The organism is Pseudomonas sp. KD5 (assembly GCF_012932895.1).
Classification (GTDB): Bacteria; Pseudomonadota; Gammaproteobacteria; order Pseudomonadales; family Pseudomonadaceae; genus Aquipseudomonas.
Genome location: NZ_JDWJ01000021.1, coordinates 1 through 26834 on the forward strand (window position 1 = coordinate 1; position 26834 = coordinate 26834).

General features: G+C 61.2%; 26 protein-coding genes and 1 pseudogene. 12 read left to right on the plus strand and 15 right to left on the minus strand.

The features are described 5' to 3' along the window. Nucleotides 1-309: transposase (locus tag AF70_RS28855; protein ID WP_169342507.1), on the plus strand; the 309-nt coding region annotated here is incomplete at its 5' end. A 34-nt stretch (nt 310-343) separates the two neighbouring features. On the opposite strand, the gene AF70_RS28860 is transcribed toward AF70_RS28855, so the two are convergent. The 5 genes from AF70_RS28860 to cpaB form a co-directional block, all read right to left on the minus strand. Next, nucleotides 344-1234 carry a type II secretion system F family protein gene (locus tag AF70_RS28860; RefSeq protein ID WP_028940383.1) on the minus strand — a complete coding sequence of 297 codons (891 nt, stop codon included), beginning with the start codon at nt 1232-1234 and terminating at the stop codon, nt 344-346. Continuing rightward, nucleotides 1231-2115: a type II secretion system F family protein gene (locus tag AF70_RS28865; protein WP_028940382.1), complete on the minus strand. Its 885-nt coding sequence runs from the start codon at nt 2113-2115 to the stop codon at nt 1231-1233. Before AF70_RS28865 ends, AF70_RS28860 begins: the two co-directional genes overlap by 4 nt. 10 nt (nt 2116-2125) lie before the next feature. Further along, on the minus strand, nt 2126-3406 hold the full coding sequence (locus AF70_RS28870) for a CpaF family protein (protein WP_019582289.1): 1281 nt from the start codon (nt 3404-3406) through the stop codon (nt 2126-2128). Further along, on the minus strand, nt 3403-4608 hold the full coding sequence (locus AF70_RS28875) for a pilus assembly protein (protein ID WP_028940381.1): 1206 nt from the start codon (nt 4606-4608) through the stop codon (nt 3403-3405). Before AF70_RS28875 ends, AF70_RS28870 begins: the two co-directional genes overlap by 4 nt. Nucleotides 4609-4694: 86 nt before the next feature. Further along, nucleotides 4695-5627 carry a Flp pilus assembly protein CpaB gene (gene cpaB / locus AF70_RS28880; protein ID WP_028940380.1) on the minus strand — a complete coding sequence of 311 codons (933 nt, stop codon included), beginning with the start codon at nt 5625-5627 and terminating at the stop codon, nt 4695-4697. A gap of 326 nt (nt 5628-5953) precedes the next feature. Between cpaB and AF70_RS28885 the strand changes: the two genes are divergently transcribed. Further along, nucleotides 5954-6151, plus strand: a complete 198-nt coding sequence (locus tag AF70_RS28885) for a Flp family type IVb pilin (protein ID WP_028940379.1) — start codon at nt 5954-5956, stop codon at nt 6149-6151. Between the two features lie 85 nt (nt 6152-6236). Continuing rightward, nucleotides 6237-6647, plus strand: a complete 411-nt coding sequence (locus AF70_RS28890) for a response regulator (protein ID WP_019582293.1) — start codon at nt 6237-6239, stop codon at nt 6645-6647. Between the two features lie 41 nt (nt 6648-6688). Here the strand turns inward: AF70_RS28890 and AF70_RS28895 are convergent, their stop codons facing one another. Continuing rightward, nucleotides 6689-7543, minus strand: a complete 855-nt coding sequence (locus tag AF70_RS28895; protein WP_019651895.1) for a MaoC/PaaZ C-terminal domain-containing protein — start codon at nt 7541-7543, stop codon at nt 6689-6691. Between the two features lie 2 nt (nt 7544-7545). Then, complete coding sequence (locus AF70_RS28900; protein WP_018928393.1) at nt 7546-8898, minus strand: 3-oxoacyl-ACP reductase; 1353 nt, start codon at nt 8896-8898, stop codon at nt 7546-7548. A gap of 192 nt (nt 8899-9090) precedes the next feature. Here AF70_RS28900 and AF70_RS28905 point away from each other — a divergent pair, with 192 nt between their 5' ends. Further along, nucleotides 9091-10368 carry an acetyl-CoA C-acetyltransferase gene (locus AF70_RS28905; RefSeq protein ID WP_028940378.1) on the plus strand — a complete coding sequence of 426 codons (1278 nt, stop codon included), beginning with the start codon at nt 9091-9093 and terminating at the stop codon, nt 10366-10368. Here AF70_RS28905 and AF70_RS28910 read toward each other — a convergent pair whose 3' ends face one another. Further along, on the minus strand, nt 10369-11397 hold the full coding sequence (locus AF70_RS28910; RefSeq protein WP_028940377.1) for a bile acid:sodium symporter family protein: 1029 nt from the start codon (nt 11395-11397) through the stop codon (nt 10369-10371). An 84-nt stretch (nt 11398-11481) separates the two neighbouring features. Between AF70_RS28910 and AF70_RS28915 the strand changes: the two genes are divergently transcribed. Continuing rightward, a complete protein-coding gene (locus AF70_RS28915; protein ID WP_028940376.1) occupies nt 11482-12273 on the plus strand; it encodes a helix-turn-helix transcriptional regulator in 792 nt (263 codons plus the stop codon). A 63-nt stretch (nt 12274-12336) separates the two neighbouring features. On the opposite strand, the gene AF70_RS30145 is transcribed toward AF70_RS28915, so the two are convergent. Continuing rightward, nucleotides 12337-13104, minus strand: coding sequence for a methyl-accepting chemotaxis protein (locus AF70_RS30145; protein ID WP_370694472.1), 768 nt, complete (start codon nt 13102-13104; stop codon nt 12337-12339). A 90-nt stretch (nt 13105-13194) separates the two neighbouring features. Further along, nucleotides 13195-14283, minus strand: a pseudogene (locus tag AF70_RS30150) (cache domain-containing protein); the annotation flags it as partial. A 444-nt stretch (nt 14284-14727) separates the two neighbouring features. On the opposite strand from AF70_RS30150, the gene AF70_RS28925 reads away from it, so the two are divergent. Then, nucleotides 14728-15621 carry a PA4780 family RIO1-like protein kinase gene (locus tag AF70_RS28925; RefSeq protein ID WP_018928388.1) on the plus strand — a complete coding sequence of 298 codons (894 nt, stop codon included), beginning with the start codon at nt 14728-14730 and terminating at the stop codon, nt 15619-15621. 72 nt (nt 15622-15693) lie between these two features. After that, nucleotides 15694-16911, plus strand: a complete 1218-nt coding sequence (locus AF70_RS28930; protein ID WP_028940374.1) for an MFS transporter — start codon at nt 15694-15696, stop codon at nt 16909-16911. On the opposite strand, the gene cueR is transcribed toward AF70_RS28930, so the two are convergent. From cueR to AF70_RS28945, 3 genes are all read right to left on the minus strand, one after another. Continuing rightward, entirely contained in the window at nt 16865-17278 is a 414-nt protein-coding gene (cueR, locus tag AF70_RS28935) for a Cu(I)-responsive transcriptional regulator (RefSeq protein WP_007940146.1), read from the minus strand. The two genes, AF70_RS28930 and cueR, sit on opposite strands and share 47 nt — an antisense overlap. Continuing rightward, nucleotides 17275-19668 carry a heavy metal translocating P-type ATPase gene (locus AF70_RS28940; protein WP_028940373.1) on the minus strand — a complete coding sequence of 798 codons (2394 nt, stop codon included), beginning with the start codon at nt 19666-19668 and terminating at the stop codon, nt 17275-17277. Before AF70_RS28940 ends, cueR begins: the two co-directional genes overlap by 4 nt. 94 nt (nt 19669-19762) lie before the next feature. Next, entirely contained in the window at nt 19763-20146 is a 384-nt protein-coding gene (locus tag AF70_RS28945) for a hypothetical protein (protein ID WP_018928385.1), read from the minus strand. Between the two features lie 161 nt (nt 20147-20307). On the opposite strand from AF70_RS28945, the gene AF70_RS28950 reads away from it, so the two are divergent. Together AF70_RS28950 and AF70_RS28955 are read left to right on the plus strand one after the other, a co-directional pair. After that, nucleotides 20308-20505, plus strand: a complete 198-nt coding sequence (locus tag AF70_RS28950; protein WP_018928384.1) for a heavy-metal-associated domain-containing protein — start codon at nt 20308-20310, stop codon at nt 20503-20505. A 109-nt stretch (nt 20506-20614) separates the two neighbouring features. Continuing rightward, nucleotides 20615-21811, plus strand: coding sequence for a multidrug effflux MFS transporter (locus tag AF70_RS28955; protein ID WP_028940372.1), 1197 nt, complete (start codon nt 20615-20617; stop codon nt 21809-21811). Nucleotides 21812-21819: 8 nt separating this feature from the next. On the opposite strand, the gene AF70_RS28960 is transcribed toward AF70_RS28955, so the two are convergent. Beyond that, a complete protein-coding gene (locus AF70_RS28960; RefSeq protein ID WP_018928382.1) occupies nt 21820-21990 on the minus strand; it encodes a hypothetical protein in 171 nt (56 codons plus the stop codon). Nucleotides 21991-22153: 163 nt separating this feature from the next. After that, a complete protein-coding gene (locus AF70_RS28965; RefSeq protein ID WP_028940371.1) occupies nt 22154-23167 on the minus strand; it encodes a zinc-binding alcohol dehydrogenase family protein in 1014 nt (337 codons plus the stop codon). 119 nt (nt 23168-23286) lie between these two features. Here AF70_RS28965 and AF70_RS28970 point away from each other — a divergent pair, with 119 nt between their 5' ends. From AF70_RS28970 to AF70_RS28980, 3 genes are all read left to right on the plus strand, one after another. Continuing rightward, a complete protein-coding gene (locus AF70_RS28970) occupies nt 23287-24216 on the plus strand; it encodes a LysR family transcriptional regulator (RefSeq protein WP_019582304.1) in 930 nt (309 codons plus the stop codon). Nucleotides 24217-24532: 316 nt separating this feature from the next. Continuing rightward, nucleotides 24533-25267 (plus strand): helix-turn-helix transcriptional regulator, encoded by a 735-nt coding sequence (locus AF70_RS28975; protein WP_028940370.1) that lies wholly within the window; start codon nt 24533-24535, stop codon nt 25265-25267. Nucleotides 25268-25403: 136 nt separating this feature from the next. Next, nucleotides 25404-26786, plus strand: coding sequence for an MFS transporter (locus tag AF70_RS28980; RefSeq protein ID WP_028940369.1), 1383 nt, complete (start codon nt 25404-25406; stop codon nt 26784-26786). Nucleotides 26787-26834 lie beyond the last annotated feature (48 nt).

Genomic DNA, 26834 nt, shown 5'->3' on the forward strand with positions numbered 1-26834 from the left:
AGTCGTTATGCAGGGCTGGACGTGCGACTGACCCAGTCTGGAACGAGCATCGACAAGCCCGGACGCCTGAGCAAGGGTGGCAACGCCTACCTGCGCTCGGCGATGTTCATGCCTGCCATGTCAGCGATCCGCTGCGATCCTTATGTGAAGGCTTTTTACGACGTGCTAGTCGGTCGTGGAAAACGAAAAATGCAGGCCATCTGTGCGGTTATGCGCAAATACCTGACAGGCTTGTGGGCCTGCATACGCGCTGGAGAGGATTTCGATACGGCCAAGCTTTTCAGCGAAAAACATCTGCTAAAAGCTTGACCGTGAACAGAGTATCTACAGGATTGTCGGTCTTTCAAGAACCAAACGCCCGCGCCAGCGCGGTGAAGCTTGGTCCGGCCAGCACGATCAGCAATGCCGGGAAGAGAAACAACATCATCACCACGGACATTTTTGCGGACATCTTGGAGATGTATTCCTGCAAGCGTGTCAGGCGTCGGTCATCGAGCAGCAGCTTGAGCCCCAGCAGTGATTTCATCGCGCCGCCGCCCTGGTGAATCAGTTGTTGAAGGATCACGCAGGTGTCGGTGAATTCGTCCACCGCGAGCAATTGGGTGGCCTTGTTCAGTTCTTCGCCCAGTTCTAGACCGGAATCGACCCGCGCCAGTATCAGGCGCAATTCGTGGGTCAGGGCTGGTAGCAGTTGTTTGCTTTCGATGCTCAACACTCGCAGGGACTGTTCCACCGCCATGCCGGATTCGAACAGGATGCGCAGCAGTGGAATGAAGGTTGATACCTCGATCGCCAGTTGTTTTTGCCGCTGCTGCGCGGCGGCGGCGAGTAAGCGTTTGGGCAGCAGGTAGCCGAGGGCGGTGGCGAGGGTTGGAGTGATCCAGTGGTTGTTCACCTGCGGGAAGAACAGGCCCTGAATCAACAGGCACAGGGCCAACGCCAGCACCGGTGTGCCGATCTGGCAGGCGGCGAACAGCGAGCGTTGTCGGGCGCTGCGCCAGCCGAGGCGGTTGAGCAGGGTCTGGGTTTCGTTGTCCAGTTGGATCGAACGCTGACCGATGCGGCTGTCGCCCAGCAGTTGTAGCCAGTGACTGACGCGATGGTCGCTCAGCGGTTTGCCGTCCAGCCGTAGGGCTACCTGGCGCGCACGCCGGTGCTGGTCCAGCAGGCCGCTGAGCAGCAACAGCGTGGCCGCCAGAAACAGCAGTGCGCTCAGCAGCAGGGCGATTTTCATACACTTCGCAACATGCGCCACAGCGCCAGGCAGCCCACGACCTGTAAACCGAACGCGGTCGCCAGCATCATTTGTCCCGAGCCGCTGTGCCACATAGCCAGCAGGTATTTCGGATTGGACACCAAAAAGTAACCGGCAAGCCCCACAGGCATCAGGCCCAGGACCACGGCGGTGACGCGGGTTTCGCCGGTCATGGCGCGCAGTTGGCGCGCCGCCTGGTCTCGTTCGCGGATCATTTTGATCAGGTTTTCGAACAGCTCACTGGCATTGCCGCCATAGCGGTGATTGACCTTCAGGCCCAGCGCGAACAGGCGAAATTCGTCTTTCTCATACAGCTCGGCGAGGTCTGAAACGGCGTCCGGCAGGCTGACGCCCAAGTGCACGTTGCGCTGAACCCGACCCATGGCGTCTTTGAGTGGCGCTTCGGCGGCGTTGATGGCGCCCAGCACTGCATCGGCCAGGGTGCGTCCGGACTTCAGGCTGCGCACGGTGTGATCGAGCAGCGTCGGCAGTTGTTCGATCATGCGCTTGAGCCGGCGCTGATAACGCCAACTGATGTACAGCCGCAGAGCGAGGGGCGGCACCAGCAGCAACATCAACAAACCGATCCAGCCCGCGAGGGCAAACCCCAGCAGGACGCCAAAGGCCCAGAGCAGCAGCCACGACCCGATACGTTCGGTGGGACGGCCGAGGCCGGCGCGTAGAAAGGCTCGTTCCAGGCCAGACCAGGATGATTTCGCCACCGTCAGTTGCGGTTGTCCCTGGGTCAGGCGGCCGAGGGTTCGGTCGATGCCGGCCTGGCGCAGACTGTTGTAGAACAAACGGATCGACACCCCCAACAGCGTCAGACAAAGCAGGATGAGCAGCGCCGGTTTGAGCATACCGTGACCCTCAATATGCCAAGGGAGAGAGTGCCGACTCGCGACGCAGTTTGTCGCCGGCGGGGTTGGCTGCCTCGCGCAGAAAACCGCGGCCGGTGTGTCGGTCGAAGCGGAACAGGGTGTTGGTCACGTAGACGTCGTCACGAATACCGACGACCTCCACCACTTCGCTGATGCAGCGGCGGCCATCGGGCAGGCGTGTCAGTTGGATCACTACATCCAGCGCCGCGCAAATCATTTGCCGCAGGGTGCGTTCGGCGATGAGCCGCCCGGTCAGGCCCACCAGCGTCTCCAGGCGCAACAGCGCATCCTGGGCGTTGTTGGCGTGCACGGTGCTCATGGAGCCGTCGTGCCCGGTGTTCATGGCGGTGAGCACGTCGACCACTTCGACGCCGCGAATCTCGCCGAGGATGATCCTGTCCGGGCGCATCCGCAGCGCGTTGCGAATCAGGTCGCTGGCCTTCACTTCGCCGTGGCCTTCGGCATTCGGCGGCCGGGTTTCCAGGCGCACCACGTGAGGATGGCCGAGTTGCAGCTCGGCGACGTCTTCGATGGTGACCAGCCGTTCGTGAGGGGCGATCAATTGGCTGAGAATGTTCAGCAGTGTGGTCTTGCCGGTGCCGGTACCGCCGCTGACCAGGATGTTGCAACGCTTGCCCACGGCCTCCTGAATGAACTCGAAGATCGCCTGGTCGATGGATTGCATCGCCATCAGGTCGGTGCTTTTGAGCATGTCCTTGCGGAACTTCCGAATCGACAGGCATGGGCCGTCGAGGGCGATCGGTGGAATGATCGCGTTGACCCGACTGCCATCGGGCAGGCGCGCATCGACCATCGGCGAAGACTCATCGAGCCGTCGGCCGAGGGGCGCGAGAATTCGTTGCATGACCCGTTCGACGTGGTGGTCGTCGATGAACCGCAGGTCACTAAGGTGCAACACTCCCTCACGTTCGACGAACACCCGGTGCGGGCCGTTGACCAATATCTCGGTCACCGCCGAGTCGCGCAGCAGCACTTCCAGCGGACCGAAACCGGTGAGTTCGTCGACGATTTCTTCCGCCAGCCGTTCCATCTCGTAGCGGGAAATCGCCAGGTGCAGACGGGCGATGTACTCGGCGACTTTGTCGGTGACGAACTGCGACAGCATGGGCCGCGACCCTTCCAGCAGGTTTTTCCCGGACTCTTCGATGGCGTCGATGATGTAGCGGTGCAGCACCAGCTTCAGGCCTTCGTGGTCGGTATTGCCGGTCGGTCCGTGCGAGGGCGCGCCGAAGAGTTTTTCCCCGCTCATTGCACGCCCCTCAACCGGTTGAACCAGCCGGCCTTGGGTTTATCCAGGCTTTCGGAGCGTTTGGCCAGCCATTCGCCGAGGGCACGCAGGCTTTGCGTCAGGCTCTCGCGTGGGGCCAGTTCGAACAGGCTCATGCCCTGATTCTTGGCGTTGAGCCGCACTTCCGGGCTGTAGGCAAACACCGCGATCACCTCCATGCCGAAAGTTTTGCCCAAGGTGTCGGAGTCCGGCGCGACGCTGCGCAGGTAGCGGTCCACCAGCAGTCTGGCGTGGTCGAGCTTCAGGCCTTTTTCGCGCCAGCGGCTGAGCACCTCAAGGTTGCGTCGGCAGTCGAGCACGTTTTGATCGGTGTACCACAGCAACTTGTCGCAATGGCTGATGAAGGTGCGCAATGCTTCACTGTCCGACTGGCCGGTGAGGTTCACCACGATGTGCTGGAAATGTTGGCGCAAGGCACTGAGCAGCATGTACAGCTCGGCGGCGCTGGTCTGTTCGAGCGGTTCATCGTTGCTGGCGTAGGCGAGGATTCGCAGCCCGGCGTCGCAGGTGGTGAAGGCGCTGTCGATCAGCGTTGCGTCGAGGCGCCTGAGGTGACGCAATGCATCGCCGAAATGAAACGAACTCTCCAACCCCAGCAAGGCCAGGCTGTCGCCACGGGGCAGCCCCAGATCCAGCAACAGCGTTTGCTGGCCGCTCTTTTGCACCACGTGCGCCAGGTGGTTGGCGAGCAACGCGCCGTCGCCATTGCTCTGCGCGCCGTAAAGTACGGTCAGGCCACCTTGTGAAACCTGTTGGGTGTTCGGCGCCACGGTCGGCAGGCGTTTACTCAGGCGTCGCACCAGGCCGGCGACTTCACTGGACCGCGAGCCGTAAGAGACAAAATCCCGCGCTCCGGCGCGCATGGCATTGAGCACCAGTTGGTTGTCCATGCCATCGCCCAGGGCCACGATCGCCAGCATCGGTTTGGCTTCCAGGGCTCCCTCGATCAACGCGCTCTGGGCCACCACATGCTCATGGTCCAGGCCCACGAACACCAGGCTGGCGAAGGTCACGTCCACCAGCGTCAGGAGCTCGTCGAGGTTGCCGCCACCGGCGCTGATCACCCGGCCCAAAGGGGCGAGCGCCCCTTGCAGCCACTCCAAGTCGGTGCTGTTGCGTGTGATCGCGAGGAAGGTCTGGCTCAGGTTCTGGCTTTGGCTCATTGCGATAATCCGCCGTGTTTATCGACGTGGCCGTTTTCGCGGAAGTGCGGCGTGAAACATCTGCGCATGGAGAGTCCTCGCTCGATTCAGGGCGTTTGTTGGGTGACGGCATTGCCGCGGATGACTTCCACGCTCGGCTTGCGCGGTGCTGCGCCTCTGGGGGCGGGGGATTGTGGAGTGCCGGCCAAGGCCAGTTGACTGAACTGCACCAGCTCGCGGTTGGCATTGGCCAGGCTCGCCGATGAGTCACCACGGCCGGCCCAGTATTGGCTCAGGCGTTGTTCCTCGGCGCTGCGCACAGCCAGACGCAAAACCCCGACCTGTGCCGCGAGCATCAGGCGGCTCAAGAGGGATTCAGGGACGGCAAGCAACACGGTGCGGGCGCTGGAACGCAGTTGTTCCTGCTTGAGTTTCTCTTCATGGCTGAGTGCCGGGTTGGCAGGCTTGCCATCGTTCGTCAGCCCCAACTGCTCGCCGACCCCGAGTACGCGCAACGCCGGGACCACGACCTGGGCCGACTGCTGGAGGTTGTTGGTGTCCATACGCAGAAACAGCAGGACGTCGACATAGTCGCCGGGGCTCAATTGGCCGCCGACATTGATCACATCATCCGCCGCCACGGCGAGGGCGCGTTCATCGGCGCGGATCATCCGCGCCAGCGTACCGCCGGCTTCGAAACTCTGATCATTGAGCCAGCTGCCGGCGGTGAGCGCGTGCCAGGGTGTACGGCCAATGGCTTGATCGAGACGGGTCAGGCTGCCGACGGGGGCAGTACGCAGTTTTTCCAGGGTCACGTCGGCGGCGGTGATCTGCTCGAACGGTGCGATATCACGCAGCAGCACCACCACCGGTTGGCGGGTCGGGTCATCCACCGAGACCTGTATCGAGGGCGTTGATGTGCCGATTTGCGCGACAGGCTCGGGGGCCGGTTGGCGACTCAGCGCCAGCCCCCAGTAACCGGCAATGATGGCGCCTGCCAGGAACAGCCCGGCCAGGCCAAGGGTGACGCGGCTGTTCATGAAGGCTTTCTCCCTTTCCTGCGCGTAACGCCCCCAAGAACTCTAACGAGATGACTTCGCAATCAGGCAGTCATGAGCGTGGGACTGTTTCGCTATTTGACGGTAGCGCAGGTAAAGCAAAATGCCATCACAGGGCGATAAATATCTGACAAAAGTAACGGGCTGATGCCCAAAGTACTGTTTTGTGACGTTAATCAACCGGTTACTGCTTAAGTATTAATGCGTTCTTACAGTTGTTGGGCATGGGTTTGCCGACAATGCTGATGCTGGCATAGGGGCATCATGTTGCGGTCGTGCAACATCCGCTGTCATTCAGGAGACATGTCATGTTCTTCACTAAGACGGTTCAGAAGATCAAATCCCAAATCGCTTTTTACAAAGACCTTGCCAAAGACACCGAAGGCGCTTCGGGCATCGAGTACGCGATCATTGCAGGCATGGTGGCACTCGCGCTTGCGGCGTTTGTGACACCCATCTCCACGAGGGTCTCCGCAATGTTTCTCACGCTTCAAAACGCGCTTTGATTTGAAGGCTGGCAATGGGCAGTCATTTGCCAATCCCGTAAAGGGCCTCTAACGTCAAGGCTCAGTCCATTGCAGGTGTTACCCCATGAACGCTCCAGCCCTCCCTCGGCAACAGCTTCTTCTGGTCGATGATGAGGAGGATGCGTTACTGGAACTGGCGGAGTTGCTGGAGGGCGAGGGCTTTACGTGTTTTACGGCAACGTCGGTCAAGCTCGCCCTGCATCATTTGACTCGCCATCCTGATATTGCGCTGGTGATTACTGATTTGCGGATGCCGGAGGAAAGCGGCATCTCGTTGATCAAGCGTCTGCGTGAGCACACGGCTCGTCAGCATTTGCCGGTGATTGTGACGTCGGGGCATGCGGATATGGAGGATGTGAGTGACATGTTGCGCTTGCAGGTGCTGGATCTGTTTCGCAAGCCGATCTATCACGTGCGGTTGTTGGAGACGTTGAACAATTTGTTTCCGCAGCCTCGGGGTTTGATGAGTTCCTGAGTGTACTGTGGCGAGGGGGCAAGCCCCCTCACCACAATCCATCAGGCAACCGGCCGCCACTGCCCCACCATATGCTCGATCTCCCCGGCCCCCATCAACTGGAAATCTCCACTGGACCCCGCCGCGCTGGACATCAGCGTCACCTCGCTGGGCAAACGCACCGGTTTTCTGAACTGCACCGCAATCTCGACGTTGGCCGTCGGCAAATGATCGCTCAGGGCTGCCAGGGTGCGCGCCTTGTTCCACAGGCCATGGGCGATGGCGCTGGGGAAACCGAAGAGTCTGGCGCTGATCGCGCTCAGGTGAATCGGGTTGTAGTCTCCAGACACTTTGGCGTATCGGCGACCAATGTCCGCCGGTGCTTTCCAGTGGGCTACTTCGGTCAGCGACAACGTTGATGCAAACGCTTGCTCGACAGGCTCGCCTGCCAGTTTGACCCCGCGACAGAGCATCTGGCTTTCAGCTTCCCACAGCAGCCCCAATTGGTCGTCGAGCGTCGTCACTAATTCGAAGGTCGCGCCCTTGGCATGGGGTTGCAGGTTCTGCACCTTCACGCTGACCCGCACGCGACTCACGCCGCCCATGGGGCGCATGACTCGAATGCGATTGCTCAAGTGAATCAGCCCCAGCAGCGGGAAGGGAAACGCCTTGGCGGTGAGCAGCTGCATCTGCAAGGCAAACGCCAGGATGTGTGGATACGTCGGTGGCAGCAGCCCGTTGTCGGCGAAACCACACACTTTGCGATAAGCCTCCAGGCGTTTCGGATCGACGTTGACCCAACAGTGATAACCCAGCTCAGGCAGTGCGGTGCCAGTGATTTTGCGTCGCGTCGCCGCTCTCAAATACAGCGTCTGCAGGCCCGGTTCGCTATTGAGTGTGTGCCAGTCGGTGGTCATGGTCAGGCTCCCAACACGCTTTGCCCGCACACGCGCAGTGCTTGCCCGGTAAACGCTCCGGTGCCTGGTTGTGCCATCCAGGCCACGGCTTCGGCGACGTCTTGCGGCAGGCCGCCCTGGCCCAACGAACTCAAGCGCCGCCCGGCTTCGCGTACGCCGAAGGGCAGATGCGCGGTCATCTGGGTTTCGATAAACCCTGGTGCCACCGCGTTGATGCTGATGCCGCGCCCTGCCAGCAGTGGCGCCCAGGCCTGGGCCAGGCCAATCAGCCCGGCCTTGCTCGCGGCGTAATTGGTTTGCCCGCGATTGCCGGCGATGCCGCTGATGGACGCCAACAGGATCACTCGGCCGTCGTCGCGCAGGGTGCCGCTGTCGAGCAGCGCCTTGGTCAGCACTTGCGGCGCGTTGAGGTTGACCGCCAGCACCGCGTCCCAGAATTCCGGGGTCATGTTGGCCAGGGTTTTATCCCGGGTGATGCCCGCGTTGTGTACCACGATGTCGACGCCGTCGGGCAAGTGTTCGATCAGTTGCGTGGCGGCGTTTTCGGCGCAGATGTCCAGGGTGATGCTGCGCCCGCCGAGGCGCGCGGCCAGGGCGTCGAGGTCGGTTTTGGCCGGCGCCACGTCGAGCAGGATCACTTCGGCACCGTCCCGGGCCAGGGTTTCGGCGATCGAGGCGCCGATGCCCCGGGCTGCCCCGGTCACCAGTGCCTTGCGCCCCGACAAGGGGCGCGTCCAGTCCATCACCTGCGTCGCACACGCCTTCAAACGTATGACTTGTCCGGAAATGAACGCACTTTTGGGCGAGAGGAAAAACCGCAACGGGCCTTCGAGTTGATCTTCGGCCCCTTCGCCGACATAGATCAGCTGCAAGGTGCCGCCGTTGCGCAGTTCCTTGGCCAGCGAGCGGCTGAAGCCTTCCAGGGCACGCTGGGTGCTGGCGGCGAACGGGTCGCTCAAGGTCTCCGGCGCGCGACCGAGAATCACCAGGTGCGCATGGTGATCGAGGTTTTTCATCAGTGGCTGGAAGAATTCGCGCAGCTGTTTCAGCTGATCGACCTGCACCAGGTCACTGGCGTCGAACACCACGGCTTTGAGTTTCTGGCCGTGGCCGGGAATCCACGCGGTGGCCAGGGTCGGGTCGGTGCCGTAGCTGTAAATCGTGTCGGTCAAGCGGTTGGCGAGGGTGCTGATTTTTTCCGTCAGCGGGCCACCGCCTATCAACAGCGCCCCCTCGACAGGCCGCAATCGGCCTGCTTGCCAGCGTTCCAGCCGTACCGGCGACGGCAGACCCAGGGCACCGACCACACGATGGCCGATTGACGAATTGGCGAAGTCGATATAGCGGTCAGACATGAATCACGCTCCAGAAGCCGGGGTTAAAAGTGTGGACCAGGAATGGCAATTAGTCGTTCGATCCACGAGATAAGGCCTACGCTTGAACATTGCAGGTTGGTTTGAGCTTGGGTTTAGCAGGTCTTTCAGGAATTGCAGCCCGCTCCCACAGGGATGTGTGTTCACCATTGACTATCAGAAGGAGCTTTTTTCATGACTCAGCTGCGCCGCGTCGCGATTATCGGCGGTAACCGTATTCCTTTTGCCCGGTCCAACGGGCCGTACGCCACTGCCAGTAACCAGGCGATGTTCACCGCAGCGCTGGAAGGCTTGATCGAGCGCTATAACCTGCACGGTGTGCGCATGGGCGAAGTGGCGGCCGGGGCCTTGCTCAAGTATTTGCGCGACTACGGCCTGACCCGCGAATGCGTATTGGGCTCGCGGTTGTCGCCGACGACGCCGGCCTACGACATCCAGCAGGCCTGCGGTACGGGGCTGGAGGCGACGTTGTTGGTGGCGAACAAAATCGCCCTGGGGCAGATTGAATGTGGCATTGCCGGTGGTGTCGACACGGCCTCGGACGTGCCGATCGGCGTCAACGAAGACTTGCGCAAGATTCTCTTGCAAGCCAACCGTGCCAAAAGTACCGCTGACAAACTGAAAACCTTCCTGCAATTGCGTCCCCGACACCTGATCCCGGACTTTCCAAGTATCGGCGAGCCGCGCACCGGCCGGTCGATGGGCGAACACTGTGAATTGATGGCCCAGACCTGGGGCATCCCGCGTGACGAGCAGGATCGGCTGACCCTCGAAAGCCATCAGAAACTGGCGGCGTCCTACGCCGAAGGCTGGCACAACGATCTGATGACGCCGTTCCTCGGCCTGACCCGGGACAACAACCTGCGCCCGGAGCTGACCCTGGAAAAACTCGCCTCACTGAAACCGGCCTTCGAGAAAAGTACCAAGGGCACCCTGACCGCGGGCAACTCCACGCCACTCACCGATGGTGCATCGGTGGTGCTGTTGGGCAGCGAGGAATGGGCGAAGGAGCGCGGTTTGCCGGTGCTTGCCTATTGGCGCGATGGCGAGGCGGCGGCGGTGGATTTCGTCAACGGTGCCGAAGGGCTGCTGATGGCGCCGGTGTATGCGGTGCCGCGATTGCTGGCGCGCAACGGCCTGACCTTGCAGGATTTCGATTACTACGAAATCCACGAAGCGTTTGCCGCGCAGGTGCTGTGCACGTTGAAGGCCTGGGAAGATCCGGAGTACTGCAAAACCCGTCTCGGCCTCGACGCGGCGCTGGGTTCCATCGACCGCAGTCGCCTCAACGTCAAAGGCAGTTCACTGGCCGTCGGGCATCCGTTTGCCGCTACCGGTGCACGCATTGTCGCCAACCTGGCGAAGCTGCTGGACGCGGCGGGCAAGGGCCGAGGGTTGATTTCGATCTGCGCCGCCGGCGGTCAGGGCGTGACGGCGATTATCGAGCGCTGATTATTGAGGGCTGAGCACTGCCGCGTTTTGCTGCGCGGCCAGTTGCCGGTTGCGGTTGGCGTAACCCTCGGCCATCACCGAGCACACGATCAGCTGCAACGGGTGGTAGATCATGATTGGCAGCAGGATCAACCCAAGGCCGGGGTTGGCACCAAAGATCAACGCCGCCATCGGTGCTCCGGCCGCCAGGGATTTTTTGCTGGCGCAGAACACCGCGGCGATCTCGTCGGCGGGGCTGAACTTCAGCGCGTGGGCGGTGCGGGTGGTCATCCACAGGATGATCGCCAGCAGAATCGCGCTGCCAATCAACGCCGTGAGAATCACGCTGTTGCCCTGTTGCTGCCACATCCCCGAGACCATCGAGTTGCAGAACGCCGAGTACACCAGCAGCAGGATCACCAGTTTGTCGGCGATGTTGGTGTAGCGCTTGTGCCGAGCGAAAAACCTGCCCAGCCATGGCCGCAGCAATTGCCCGAGTACCAGCGGCAACAACAGCATCGCGCACAGGTCGAGCAGGGTTGAACCCAGGTCGATGCCGCCAGCGCCGCTGCCGACCACGAAACTCACCAGCAACGGTGTCAGGAAAATCCCCAAGACGCTGGACAGGCTCGCGTTGAGAATCGCCGCCGGTACGTTGCCGCCCGCGCTGCCGGTCAGGGCCACGGATGAGGAAATGGTCGAGGGCAGGGCGCAGAGGTAGAGGAAACCGAGCATCAGCAACGATGGAATGTGTGAGCCCAGCAGTGTGTCGCTCAGCAGCCAGATCAACGGAAACACCGCAAAGGTGAAGGCTTGGACCATCACGTGCAGCTTCCAGTTTTTCAGCCCGTGGCGGATCTGTTCGCTGGAGAGGTTGACCCCGTGCAGGAAGAACACCAGGAACACGCCGATGTTGATCACCCACTCGGCATGCATCCCGCCGCCGGTAGCGCCGAAGGTCGGGAAGAAATACGCCAGCAGCGTGGCGATCAGCATGCCGCACAAGAACCAGTCGGTGACCACGCGTTTAAGGTGTTTGAAGGCATGCATAACCGGCACCGAATCCATTTGTAAGAATTGATGACTTAGCCTAACGTCGGCCCTGTCAGCCGTCTTGCGACATAAGGCCAATCAATGCCGACTAACGGACAACTTACCCTCGAGCGGACCATCCCGGCGCTGACGGTGTTGCCGCGTCCGTTGTATGCGCGGGCGGAAAGCCTGAACGCCGGTTCGTGGACGCCGCCTCATCGTCATGATTGGGTGCAGTTTTCCTACGCCATCAGCGGTGTTCTCGGCGTGCACACCGCCGAGGGCAGTTTCTTTGCGCCGCCGCAGTGGGGCATCTGGATTCCGGCGGATCTCGAGCATCAGGTCGTGACCTCGATGCGTGCCGAAATGCGCAGCCTGTACGTGCGCCGCGAGGACTGCCAATGGGCGGACGAGCGTTGTCGGGTGCTGGAAGTTACGCCATTGGCCCGGGAGTTGATCAAGCGCTTTTGCCAGTTGCCGGTGGAGTATCCACAGGGCGACAGTCAGGAGGCGCGATTGGTGGGCGTGCTGCTCGATCAGTTGGCGAGTCTGCCGGAGGTGGGGTTTTCCTTGCCGCTGCCCCGGCATGAGCGACTGCTGGGTTTGTGCAACGAACTGATCGAAAGTCCTGAGTGCACGGTGACCTTGCAGGAATGGGCCGAGCGTTTGGGCATGTCGGAGAAAACCCTGATGCGGCTGTTTCAGCGCGAGACCGGGTTGAGCTTCCGCAGTTGGCGGCAGCGCATGCGGCTGCTGTCGTCGTTGAGTTTGCTGGAGGAGGGGGACAGCGTGACCAATGCCGCGCTGTCTTGCGGGTATGACTCGACGTCGGCGTTTATTGCGGCGTTCAAGGGGTTGTTCGGGTTTACCCCTGGTGAGTTGTTCAAACAGTAATTGTGGCGAGGGAGCAAGCTCCCTCGCCACAGGTATCTATTTCGACCAGTTGGATCAGTGACTTCAGGTTCTGAAGCGGCGAACCAACCCGTCCAGCTCATTCGACAACCCTGCCAGGCTCTGAGAGTCCAGCCGCGCCGAGTTTGCCAATTCCGCCACCAACTGCGCATCACCATGAATCTGGCTGATATGCCGATTGATGTCCTCGGCCACCTGATGCTGTTCCTCAGCCGCCGTAGCGATTTGAGTGTTCATGTCGCGAATCACATCCACCGACTCACGGATCTGCCCGAAGCTGCTGCGCGCTTCACCGATGCGGGTCACCGATTGCTGAGACACCTCCAGGCTCGCATGCATCTGCTGTGTCACCTGACTGGTGCGCTTGGCCAGGTTGCCCAGCAGGCCGTCGATTTCAGCCGTGGAATCGGCAGTTCGTTTGGCCAGGGCGCGAACTTCATCCGCCACCACCGCAAAGCCACGACCCTGTTCACCGGCCCGGGCTGCTTCGATGGCAGCGTTCAGGGCCAGCAGGTTGGTCTGTTCGGCGATGGAACGGATGGTCCCGAGGATCGACTGAATGTCGTTGCTGTCGCGCTCAAGCTGTTGCATCGATTGCGCCGACTGTTCGATTTCCTGGCTCAAGCGATCGACACTGCTCACCGCGGCATCGATCTGCTGCTGGCCTTCACGGGCCTGGCGCTGACCGCTGTCGGCCGACTCGGCGGCCTGGCTGCAAGAGCGCGCGACTTCGTTGGCGGTGGCGACCATTTCGTGGAACGCCGTGGACACCATGTCCACCGCTTCACGCTGACGCCCGGCGGCTTCGGCCATGTCGCTGGACACTTGGGTCGAACTCTTGGAGGTGGCGAGGATCTTGGTCGCGGCGCCGCCGATGCTTTGAATCAGGTTGCGGATCGCCGCCAGAAACTGGTTGAACCAGTTGGCCAGTTGCGCGGTTTCATCGCTGCCACGGATGGACAAATTCTTGGTCAGGTCGCCTTCACCCTGGGCGATGCCTTCCAGGCCGCTGGCCACGCTGCGGATCGGCCGCACGATCAGGCTGGCGAAACTGGCGCCGACGATGGCGAAGAACACCGCCAGTACCGCTGCGATGATCGCGATCAGCCAGGTCAGTTGAGTGGCCGAGCTCATCACATCGGTCTGCTTGATCAGGCCGATAAAGGTCCAGCCCAGTTGCTCCGACGGCCAGACGTTGGCCATGTAGCGCTCGCCATTGAGCTCAACTTCCACCAGCCCTTTGCCGGCCTTGCCGAGTTGCGCGTAACCGTCGCCGAGGCTGCTCAGGGCTTTGAAGTTGTGTTCCGGCTGCTTGGGATCGACCAGTATGGTGCCGGTGTTTTCCACCAGCATCAGGTAGCCGGTTTCGCCGAGTTTGATCTGTTTGACGATTTCAGTGAGCTGCTTGAGCGTCACGTCGATGCTGACCACGCCGCCATTGCTGCCCAGTTTGTTATCGATGGTGCGCACGGTGCTGACGTAGGTCGCGTCATCCTGAGCCCAGTAATAGGCCTCGGTGCGAAGCGGCTTGCCCGGCTTGGCCTGGGCCGCCTTGTACCAAGGGCGCTGGCGCGGGTCGTAATTGCTCAGCTTCGCATCGTCCGGCCAGGATACGTAACCGCCCGCCGCCGTCCCGAGAATCGCATAGGCGTAGGCCGGGTGGCTGTTGCCAAGGTCCTGGAGGAGGGCGAAGACCTTCTTGTCCATTTCGCCTTGGGGAATGCTCTCGGCGTTGGCGCTCATGTAGGTTTTGAGGCTGTCGTCGGAGTTCTTGATCAGCGGTTGGGTGGCCAGGTAGTCAACGTTCTGGCTGATGCCATCAAAGAACAGTTGCATGGCATTGCTGACCTGACGAATCTCGCGGCCACTGCCGTCGACAAAATTGTCCTTGGCATCACTGCGCAAGTTCAGCACGACGAGGGTGGCGACCAGCACCACGGGCAAGCAGGCGATGATTGCAAACGCCCAGGTCAACTTCTGTTTGATGTTCATCCGCGCTCCAGTTTTTCTTGTAGGCCCACGCAGTACTGATGACTCGCGGATTATTGGCAGCCGAAAACGTTTGATACGCCCCGATCCTTGAGCGCGCCTTCTTGATTATTGTTGAGGCGATTGTCAGACAATTCCTTTTCTCTCTAATGACTTCGGCTGAAGCGCGGGGAAATTGAGGTCTTTTGAGAAAAATCCTGCGAACGCCAGGGATCGAGGTTAGATTCTGTCGCAAATACCTTGGCACTCCGTCGTCAACAAGTGGTTCTCGCTCAGCTATGATCCCGGGCGGTCGATGAGTTTTGCCTGATTAATCCGGCACATTGTGTGCATCTTGATGTTCATGGGAACGTTCATAGGTCGGCAACCCCTCCCCCGAATGAGAGGATTGCCGTATAACGAATGACTTTCGCGTGTTTGGTAATAAAGGACCCACAATAAAAGCTGATGAAGACTCCAAAACGCATTGAACCCCTGATCGAGGACGGTCTGGTCGACGAGGTGCTGCGCCCACTCATGAGTGGTAAAGAAGCAGCTGTTTATGTGGTGCGCTGCGGCAACGAGCTGCGTTGTGCCAAGGTCTACAAGGAGGCGAACAAACGCAGTTTTCGTCAGGCGGCCGAGTATCAGGAAGGCCGCAAGGTGCGCAACAGCCGGCAGGCTCGCGCAATGGCCAAGGGCTCCAAGTTTGGCCGCAAGGAAACCGAAGACGCCTGGCAGAACGCCGAAGTGGCGGCGCTGTTCCGCCTGGCCAGTGCCGGGGTGCGGGTGCCCAAGCCGTATGACTTCCTCGAAGGCGTGCTGCTGATGGAACTGGTGGCTGACGAGTACGGCGATGCCGCGCCTCGCCTGAACGATGTGGTGCTGGAGCCGGACCAGGCACGCGAGTATCACGCTTACCTGATTTCGCAAATCGTGCTGATGTTGTGTACCGGTCTGGTGCACGGTGACCTGTCCGAGTTCAACGTGCTGCTGACGCCGACCGGCCCGGTCATCATCGACCTGCCGCAAGCAGTGGATGCAGCGGGCAACAACCACGCGTTCAGCATGCTGGAGCGGGACGTGGGCAACATGGCGTCGTACTTCGGTCGTTTTGCACCGGAGTTGAAACGCACCAAGTATGCCAAGGAAATGTGGGCGTTGTACGAAGCCGGCACCTTGCACCCGGCCAGCGTGTTGACCGGCGAGTTCGACGAGCCGGAAGAACTGGCGGACGTCGGCGGGATCATGCGCGAGATCGAGGCGGCCCGTCTCGACGAAGAGCGTCGCCAAGCGATTCGGGCGGCGGACGATGCGCCACCAAGCAAAGCCGAAGAACCGCCTCCGCCGTGGATGCAGTGATCGGTTGACCCAAAACCCGGCTTTGGCCGGGTTTTTTACACTAGCAATACCCCGCACACTCAAGGACTGAATGTGAACTCCATCCGCAATGCTCAGTTGATCGTCGCCGCCCGGCTGATTTCGGACTTCGGCGCTTTCCTCAACATGGTCGCCCTGGCTACCTACGTCTACCTGCTCAGCAATAGCGCCATGAGCGTCGGCATCTTCCTCGCCAGCCGTGTCGCCGGGGGGATCCTGGCCAGCCTGATCGGCACCCGGTTCTATCGCCGCTGGGCCGGGCGCCTGCCGCTGATTGCCTTCGATCTGCTGCGCGCCGGTTTGCTGGGTCTGCTGCTGGTGCTGCCGGTCAGCCAACAAGCGTTGCTATTGCCGCTGATCGCGTTCGGCCTGGGGTTTGGTAATTCGATGTTCGCCATCGGCCTCAACAGCCAATTGCCGCACCTGATCGAAGAGGCGCAATTACTCAAGACCAACGCCTGGATAACCTCAGCGTCGTCTGCGGCGATGGTCAGCGGGAGTCTGGTGGCTGGGTTGTTGGTGGCGGGATTTGGCTTTGAAACAGTATTTGCATTGAACGTGGTTACGTACCTGCTGGCAGCGCTGCTGATTGTGCCATTGCGGTTTTGCGGACCGGTCCCCAGTTGTGATGAACCTCTTCACAAACAGGGCGAATGGCAGGCCCTGCGCCAGGGGTTGCGCACGGCGCCGGTACTGGCGGCGATGCTGGCCGTTGCCATGGCCGACACCCTGGGCAGCGCCGCGCACAACGTCGGTCTTCCAATCATTTCAAAACTGCTCACACCCGAGTCGGCCAGCACCACCCTGGGCCTGATGCTGGCGGTGTGGGCCTGCGGCAAGTTCATCGGTGCGCGAATCGCCAGTCGCCTGAAAGGCACGGACAACGCGCACCTTGAGCGGCGATTTTTCTTTGGCGTGTTGCTGATGTCCTGCGGTTTCATCCTGACGTTTCAGCAGCAGACCCTGTACGGTTTGCTGCTGTTTTCGTTGCCCGCCGGGATAGGCGACGGTTTTTCGGAGGTCGGCCTGATGTCGCGCCTGCAACGTGAACCGGACAGCCTGCGCCTGCCGATTTTCAGTTTTCTGACGCTGCTGCAAATGACCGGGTTCGGTGTCGGCATGTTGATCGCCGCGCCGTTCTATTCCTGGTGGACACCCGGCGCGGTGGTGCTGTTGTTCCACGGCATTCCCCTCACCCTGTTGCTGGTGGTGAAGGGGTTGGCGCTCAAGAGTGAGCGGGTTCGACGCAACAACCCGAGGCCAGCTCCTTGAGAATCGGGCAGTCCGGGCGGTGGTCGCCGTGGCAATGTTCTACGAGGTCTTGCAGGGTGTCGCGCAACTGACCAAGTTCGCGAATCTTCTGGTTCAGCTCGTCGATGTGCTGACGGGCCAAGGCCTTCACATCGGCACTGGCGCGCTGGCGATCCTGCCAGAGGGTCAGTAGTTTGCCGACTTCTTCCAGTGAAAAACCCAAGTCCCGAGAGCGCTTGATGAACGCCAGGGTGTGCAGGTCGTCGTCGCCATAGACGCGGTAGCCACTGTCGGTGCGATGGGCCGCCTTGAGCAGGCCGATGGATTCGTAATAACGGATCATCTTCGCGCTCAGACCACTCTGGCGGGCCGCTTGGCCAATGTTCATCGATCGTCCTCCGGGTCTTTGGGTTTCCAGGTTTTCAACAGTAACGCATTGCTGACCACGCTGACGCTCGACAGCGCCATGGCCGCGCCGGCCAGCACCGGGTTGAGGAAGCCGAATGCCGCCAGTGGCAGGCCGATCAGGTTATAGACGAAGGCCCAGAACAGGTTCTGGCGAATTTTCGCGTAGGTCTTGCGGCTGATCTCCAGCGCCGCCGGCACCAGCCGTGGGTCACCGCGCATCAGAGTGATGCCGGCAGCGTGCATGGCGACATCCGTGCCGCCGCCCATGGCAATGCCGATGTCAGCAGCAGCCAGGGCCGGGGCGTCGTTGATGCCGTCGCCGACCATCGCCACCACGCCGGTTTTTTTCAGGGCGGCGACGGTGGCGGCTTTGTCCGCCGGGAGTACTTCGGCGTGAACATCCTTGATGCCCAGCGCTTGGGCGACGACTTTGGCGCTGCCGCGGTTATCGCCGGTCAGCAGGTGGCTGCTGATATTGCGGGCGCTTAGGCGTTGCACCGCTTGCAGGGCGCCGGGCTTGAGCGTGTCACCGAAGGCGAACAGGCCCAGCACCCGAGGTTCGGGGCTTTGTTCGATCAACCAGGACAGCGTCCGGCCTTCGGTTTCCCAAGCGCTTGCGGAGTCGGCCAATGGCCCGGCATTCAAGCCACTTTCTTCCAGCAAGCGCCGGTTGCCCAGGGCCAATCGCCGACCATCGAGGCTGCCGGCAATGCCGCGCCCGGTCAGCGATTGACTGTCGCTGACATCGGCCACGGTCAAGCCGCGTTCGGCGCAGGCATCCAGCACCGCCTTGGCCAGCGGGTGCTCACTGCCGCGTTGCAGCGCGCCGGCCATTTGCAGCAAGGCGGCTTCGTCACCCTCGATGGCACTCAAATGCGCGATGCGCGGCGTGCCCGAGGTCAGTGTGCCGGTCTTGTCGAACACCACGGCGCTGACTTCGTGGGCGCGCTCCAGGGCTTCGGCATCCTTGATCAGAATTCCGTGGTGCGCCGCCACGCCGGTGCCTGCCATGATTGCGGTCGGTGTGGCCAACCCGAGCGCACAAGGACAGGCGATCACCAACACCGCGACGGCGTTGATCAATGCGGTTTCCAGCGGAGCGCCATACAGCCACCAACCAACCAGGGTCGCCAGTGCAATCAGCAGCACCACGGGCACGAACACCTGGCTGACTTTATCCACCAGTTTCTGGATCGGCGCTTTCGCCGCCTGCGCGTCTTCGACCAGGCGGATGATCCGCGCCAGCACGGTTTCTGCGCCGAGCGCCAAGGTCCGCACCAGCAGCCGACCTTCACCGTTGATCGCACCGCCGGTGACCTTGTCGCCCGGTTGTTTTGGCACCGGCAGGCTTTCGCCGCTGATCAACGCTTCATCGGCGTGGCTCTGGCCTTCCACCACTTCGCCATCCACTGGGAAGCGCTCGCCGGGTTTGACCATGACCAGATCGTTGAGGCGCAAGGCACTGATCGCAACCTCCTGCTCGCGGCCGTCGATCACTTGGATGGCTCGCTCTGGACGCAAGGCTTCGAGGGCGCGGATGGCGCTGGCGGTCTGGCGCTTGGCGCGGCTTTCCAGGTATTTGCCCAGCAACACCAAGGCAATCACTACCGCCGAGGCTTCGAAATACAGGTGCGGCATGCGACCGGCAGCGGTGGTCCACTCGTAAACGCTCAAGCCGTAGCCAGCGCTGGTGCCCAGAGCCACCAGCAAATCCATGTTGCCGGCACCGGCGCGCACGGCTTTCCACGCAGCGACATAGAAGCGGGCGCCGAAGACGAATTGCACCGGCGTTGCCAGCGCGAACTGCACCCACGCCGGGAGCATCCAGTGCACACCGAAAGGTTGCAGCAGCATCGGCAGCACCAGCGGCAAGGCGAGGGCGATGGCCGCCAGCAAGGCCCAGCGTTCGCGCTGCAGGCGTTGTTGTTGATTATCGGTTTGCGGGTGTTCGACTTCCCAGACGCGGGCGGAATAACCGGCCTTGGTCACGGCGCCGATCAAGGTTTGCGGATCGACCTGGCCGAGCAGCTCAAGGTGCGCCCGTTCGTTGGCCAGGTTGACGCTGACACTTTTCACCCCCGGCACCTTGGCCAGCGCCCGTTCGACGCGGCCGACGCAAGACGCACAGGTCATGCCGTCGATGCTCAATTCGAGGGTCTGCTGCGGCACGCTGTAACCAGCCCGCTGCACGGCGTCCATCAAGGCTGGCAGGCTGTCACTGGGCGCTTGCACCCGGGCCTGTTCGGTGGCCAGGTTGACGCTGACGGCCGTGGCGCCGATGACTTTGCTCAAGGCACGCTCGACACGCCCGGCGCAACTGGCGCAGGTCATGCCGGCAATCGGCAGATCGAAAGTGGTGGATTCGGACATCGGTCACGCTCCCTGTAGAAATTGCCTACAGGATCAACCTTGCCATGCTGGCAAGGTCAAGTGCCATGTCTCAGATCAAAAGATCGCAGCCGACTCAGTATTCCAAAGCCGCAGGCTTGAGGTACATCCCTTCCTGCGTCATCGCAATCCGGAACTTCAACACATCCCCAGCCTTGAGTTTGATGTCCTGCGACCCCGGCGCGAGCATGCCCGGGTTGCAGCCCGGCGCCTGACCCGGCAGCAGTTTGAGGCGCAGGGACACATTGCCCGGCGGCAGGTTGAACGAGGTGCTCTGTTCCTGGAACAGCCGCCCGGCCAACTGATCCTGGATGTACACGCCGATCTCGCAGGAAGTCGACACTTCCAGGCGCTCGCGGGAAATGATCAGCACGCCGTAGTCCTCCCCGGCGGCTTGAACCGAAGGTGTCGCGGCAAAGAGGCTGAGGAAGCCAAACAGGCTGAGAGCTGACCAGCGCATGGCTGAATCTCCTGATGTCGAGTCATAGATGGACGCAGCTTGGCCGAGCGCGACGCCGATTGCCAGCCCGGCAGCTTGCTTCAGAACTTGACCTTGCCATGGTGGCAAGCTCGAGACTGCGCGCAACCCTCATGTAAGGGCTTCATTAAAGGAGACGTCCCATGCAAGTGTTCAACGTTGAAGGCATGTCCTGCGGTCACTGCGTCAAGGCTATCACTGAGGCGCTGCAAGCCAAGGATCCGGCAGCCAGCGTACGCATCGATCTGGCGGCAAAAGAAGTCGGCGTAGAAAGTGTGCTGACAGCCGATCAGGTAATCGCCGCCATCACTGAAGAGGGTTACGGGGTAAAACAGGCCTGAGCTATTTTTAATAGTTAGCGACCTATCGGAATGTTCAAGGCGTCCACGCCCGGCTAGACTGTCAGCCTGCCGATCCATGGCTAACCTGTCTGCCTAACCTGGACGCCTGATGAACCTGCGCACAATCCTGATTCTCGGCGCCTTGAGCGCTTTCGGCCCGCTGGCGATCGATTTCTACCTGCCGGCCTTCCCGGCGATGGCGCTCGCTTTCGGCACCGACGAAAAACACGTTCAACTGACCCTGGCAGCCTATTTCCTGGGGCTGTCCATCGGCCAACTGGCGTACGGCCCGGTGGCGGATCGCTTTGGGCGACGGCTTCCCTTGCTGACCGGTGTCGGTTTATTCACCGTGGCCTCATTGGCCTGTGCTTACGCGCCGAGTCTTGAGTGGCTGATCGGTGCCCGCTTTGTCCAGGCGCTGGGTGGTTGCGCGGGCATGGTGATCGCCCGGGCAGTGGTCAGCGATAAATGCGATGCGGTGGGTTCGGCGAAGGTCTTTTCGCAGTTGATGCTGGTGATGGGCCTGGCGCCGATTCTTGCGCCGATGCTGGGCGGGTTGTTGGTCAACACGACGGGTTGGCAGTCGATCTTTCTTGTGCTGACCGGTTTCAGTGCGCTGGCCGGGTTGGCGGTGGCCCTCGGGCTACCGGAAAGTCTACCGGCCCATATGCCGCGCCAACCGTTGTCGGGCGCGCTACGCCAGTACGGTCGGTTGCTGGCGGACCCGATATTCCTCGGTCATGCCCTGACCGGTGGTGTCGCCATCGCCGGGATGTTTGCCTACATCGCGGGCTCGCCGTTCGTCTTCATCAAACTCTATGGTGTGCCGGCCGAGCATTTCGGCTGGCTGTTCGGGATCAACGCGGCGGGGTTCATCCTGGTGGCCCAGGTCAATGCCCGGTTGCTGGCGAGACGCGGTCCGGCCTTCTTGCTGGCGCGCACTGTCTGGCTCTACCTGGCGGGCGGCCTGGCCCTGTTGGCGGTCAGCTCGCTGCACACTGCGCACTTGTGGCCATTGCTGATTCCGCTTTTTGTCTGCATCGCCAGCCTGGGTTGTATCGTGCCCAACGCCTCGGCCTGCGCGATGAGCGGCCAGGGGGCACGGGCGGGCAGTGCCTCGGCGATGCTCGGTTGCCTGCAATTCAGCGTCGCCGCCGGGGCCGCGGCGCTGGTGGGTGTTTTGCACGATGGCAGTGCCATGCCGATGGCCATGGTCATCAGCCTGTGCGCAATTGTGGTGGTGAGCGTGGCGATGCTCACCCGGCGTTTGCAGAATGCCCGGGCGTTGGAACAAGCCCAGGCCTGAGGACGGACTCAGCCAGCAGTGCGCTGCTGACGGCCGGGAATCTGATGGGGCGCGAGCAAGCGCGCTTCAAGCGTTTTAGTGAAGGCCAGGGCTTCGGCTTCACTACGGAACGTCACAGCGTGTTGATCCAGGCGAACCTGCCAGCGGGATGTTGCCAATTCTTTTATCAGGATCTTCATTGCTGAGTTCCTCTTGTGAAAGACGTCTCGCAAAAGACATCACGTAAAAGATTGTTCGCAGAGTTTTCGATTGTAGACCTGAATACGATCGCAATTGTGACAACGATCAACTCTCTGACTGACGGCAAAAGATCGCTGGCGCAGCGATCTTTTGATCTTCGGGTCAGAACCCTTCAAGCACAATCTTGCCCTTGGACTTGCCGCTTTCCAGCAGTTCATGGGCGCGACGCAGGTTGGCGGCGTTGATGGTTCCGAAGTGCTCACCGACCGTGGTTTTCAGTGTGCCGGCATCGATCAGCCCGGCGACGCGGTTGAGCAGTTTGTGCTGCTCGATCATGTCGGCGGTTTCGAACAGCGAGCGGGTGTACATGAACTCCCAATGCAGCGACAGGCTCTTGCGTTTGAGCTTGGTCACGTCCAGTGCCTTCGGATCATCAATCAGCGCCAGTTTGCCTTGTGGTGCCAATGCCTCCACCAATTGATCCAGGTGTTGGTCAGTCTGGGTCAGGCTGGCAACGTGGGTCACATGCTCGAACCCGGCACGTTTGAGTGCTTCACTCAGCGGCTGACTGTGATCTATCACCTGATTGGCACCCAGGTCACGCACCCAACTCTGGGTTTGGGCACGGGACGCGGTGCCGATGACTTTCAACCCGGTGAGCTGGCTGGCCAATTGCGTGAGGATTGAACCAACGCCCCCGGCGGCACCGACGATCAGCAGGCTCTGACCCTCATCGGTTTTGCCTTCGCGTATTTGCAGGCGTTCGAACAACAGTTCCCACGCGGTGATGGCGGTCAGCGGCAGGGCGGCGGCTTCGGCGAAACCAAGGGTCTTCGGCATATGGCCGACGATGCGCTCATCCACCACATGAAGCTCGCTGTTGCCGCCGGCACGGACGATGGAGCCGGCGTAGAACACCTTGTCGCCGGCCTTGAACAAGGTCACTTCGCTGCCAACAGCCTTGACCACACCCGCCACGTCCCAGCCCAGCACTTTGGCCGTGCCACCTTCAGGCTGCACGTTCTGGCGAATCTTGGTGTCCACCGGGTTGACCGAAATGGCTTTGACCTCCACCAACAGGTCGCGCGGGCCGGCGACCGGTTCTGGCAGTTCGATATCTTGCAGGGACTTTTCGTCGCTGATCGGCAGGGAGGCGTAGTAGGCAATGGCTTTCATAGTGGGGTCCTGGGAGAGAGAGGATTTCGATGGCACAGATGATTGGTTATTTCTCTGCAAGATAAAACCCGCTAAAAGAGCAGTCTCTTTCAATATTTTTTTGATAATCGGGGCTGAAGATGTTGCGTTTCGATGACTTGCAGTTGTTCGTTCGGGCGGCGGACCTGGGCAGTCTGTCGGCGGCGGCACGGGTGATGGATATGTCGGCGGCGGTGGCCAGCGCGGCGTTGAAGCGCATCGAACAACAACTTGGCGCACGCTTGCTCACCCGTTCTACCCGTAGCCTGCGCCTGACGGCCGAAGGCGAGGGCTTTCTGGAGTACGCCCGGGCCGCCTTGAGCAATCTCGATGAGGGCCGCCGTTTGCTGGCCAGTGGGCAGGATCAGGTCAGTGGGATTTTGCAGCTGTCGGCGCCTTCGGATTTCGGGCGCAACCTGCTGTTGCCATGGCTCGACGAGTTTCAGCGCGAGCATCCGAAACTCACTGTACGGTTGCTGCTGGGCGACCGCATCGCCGACCTGTTCCGCCAACCGGTGGACATCGCCCTGCGTTACGGCGAGCCGGAAGACTCGAGCCTGGTGGCGTTGCCCATCGCGCCGCAGAACCGTCGCGTGCTGTGTGCTGCGCCGAGTTATCTGGCCCGACATGGCGAACCACGGCAGCTGGAGCAATTGGCGCAGCACAATTGCCTGCTGTTTATGCTCGGTAGCCGGGTCCACGATCACTGGAGTTTTCATGACGGCAAACGCGAGGTGAGCCTGACCGTCAGCGGCGATCGCTTCAGTGACGATGCCGATGTGGTGCGGCTGTGGGCCGTGGCGGGAGCGGGGATTGCGTATAAGTCCTGGCTCGATGTCGCCACCGATGTGCTCGCCGGTCGCTTGAAAGTGCTGATGCCTGAATTGCTGTGTGAGCGCGCACCGCTGAATTTACTGTGCGCCCATCGCGCACAATTGAGTAAGCCGGTGAACCTTTTGCGGGAAATGCTTGCCAGCCGATGCGCTCGGATAAGCAGTCAATTTCCGACGATATCGGGTGTCGATCATTAGTCGCAGGCAAATAGCGAAATTTCTGTCAGGAACTATCACCACCAATGGATTCCCGAGGGCAGGAACCGGCGGTTAACCCGCTTATACTAGCGCCCGCCTCATGTACGCGCCGTCGATCTCGCAATGGCGAGTCCACGTTCGAGTCGGTCAGACCCTAAGGTCATCACCGGACCTTCGCTGCACCCGCGAAGCAATGGCCTGGGTGAGTGGGTGGCTTTGCCCGGCTTATGGCGGTTTTCGCGTCTTGGCCGAAGACACATTACTGGTCAAGATGTCTCTGAGCAGTAGACGAAACGATTCAACAGGGAGTGAATACATGGAACATGCACCTTGCATCAGCCAGATTGCCACGTTGCTGGCTGACCCAAAGCGCAGCGCAATGATGTGGGCCTTGATGGACGGCACGGCACGGCACACTGAGGAGCTGGCGTTGCTGGCGGGCCTGTCGCCGTCTTCGGCCAGTGCGCATCTGGGGCGCTTGTCCACGGGCGGTCTGTTGAAAGTCGAAACCCGTGGGCGCAAACGGTTTTTCCGGCTTGCCGCGCCCGAAGTCGGCGCCGCGATAGAAGCCTTGGCCAGCGCTACCCTGGCCAGTGCGCCTCGGGATATTCCAGAGGTGTTCAAACGCACGAGTCCTATCGCCAAACCTCAGGCGGCGCCTTCGTCACTGCTACGGGCCAGGCTTTGTGACGACCATCTGGGCGGCACCCTGGCCGCCGATCTTTACCAGCGTCTGCTGGATGCCGGCTGGATCGAGCAACTCGATCAGCGGGTCATGATCACTCACAAGGGTTCCACGCAATTGGCAGCACGCGGTGTGTTCATCCAGGCGCTGGCCCATCGCAACGGCAGAGTCGCCTGCGCATGCCCGGACTGGAGCGAAAGACGCCCGCACATGGGTGGTTCCTTGGGGGCGGCCTTGTTGCAACTGTTCATGCAGTCCGGCTGGTTGAGCCTGCCCAGTGATTCTCGAGCCTTGCAGATCACGGCCACGGGGCAACGTGAAATCCATCGTTTCGCCAAGGAAACCGAGCTGGAAATGGCGCTTTAGAGCCATTGGGGGGCGATGTCCGGGATTCTTGGCTTCAGGCGTCGTTCAGAGCTGTGGGCAGGTCGTATCCAGCAATAACACCCAGTCGCTATCGCGCACACTCGATCCGGGGACTTTCGGATTGGGGGAATGTGGCATGGAAACACGAAGCTTCAGCGCGGCGGAACGACTGGAACGGCTACCCATCAGTGGTTATCACCGCATCATTTTCATCATCATTGCCTTGGCGTTTTTCTTCGACTCCATGGACCTGGCGATGATGACCTTCCTGCTCGGCTCGATCAAAACCGAGTTCGGCCTGAGTACGGCGCAGGCCGGGTTGCTGGCCAGTTCGAGTTTCTTCGGCATGGTGGTGGGCGCCTCGCTGTCCGGCATGCTGGCCGACCGCTTCGGGCGCAAACCGGTGTTCCAGTGGAGCATTGTGTTGTGGGGCATTGCCAGCTACCTGTGTTCGACGGCGCAGAACGTCGAAATGCTGACGTTGTTCCGAATCCTCTTGGGGATCGGCATGGGCATGGAGTTTCCAATTGCGCAGTCGATGCTGTCGGAGCTGATTCCGGCCAAGCGGCGTGGGCGTTACATCGCATTGATGGACGGCTTTTGGCCGCTCGGTTTCGTCGCGGCCGGGGTGCTGTCGTACTTCCTGTTGCCGGTGATTGGCTGGCGCGACATCTTTCTGGTGTTGGCGGTGCCGGCGGTGTTCGTCCTGGCGATTCGTTTTTTCATACCCGAGTCACCGCGATGGCTGGAACAGGCCGGGCATCATGATGCAGCGGACACGGTTTTACACCGCATCGAAGAACGGGTTCGGGCTTCATTGGGCCGTTCGGATCTGCCTGAGCCGATTCGCCTGCCACGGGTGGCGAGTCAACCGGGCAACTTCTTCTCCGCGCTGCGGGAAATCTGGTCGGTGCAGTATCGCCGGCGCACGATGATGATCTGGAGCGTGTGGTTCTTTGCCTTGCTGGGTTTCTATGGCTTGACGTCCTGGCTCAGTGCGCTGCTGCAACAGTCGGGTTTCGCTGTGACCCAGTCGGTGTATTACACAGTGCTGATTTCCCTCGGCGGGATTCCCGGGTTCCTCATGGCCGCCTGGCTGGTGGAGCGTTGGGGGCGCAAACCGGTGTGCGTCGTGACCTTGCTCGGCGGCGGCGTGATGGCGTTTCTTTATGGTCAGAGCGCGGTGTTCGGCGGCAACGTCAGCCTGTTGATCACCTCGGGACTGCTGATGCAGTTCTTCCTGTTCGGCATGTGGGCGGTGCTCTACACCTACACCCCGGAGTTGTACCCGACGTCGGCACGGGCCACGGGCTCGGGGTTCGCTTCGGCCATCGGCCGCGTGGGTTCGCTGCTCGGGCCAATGGTGACCGGGCTGGTGTTCCCGATGACGGGGCAGGGCGGGGTGTTTGCGTTGGGGGCGATGTGCTTTGCGATTGCGGCGGCAGTGGTGTGGATCTTCGGGATGGAAACCCGGGGCAAGACATTGGAAGAATTGAGCGAGCCGGTGATCATCAATTAATCACCGAACCTGTGGGAGCGGGCTGGCCCGCTCCCACAGGTTTATCGG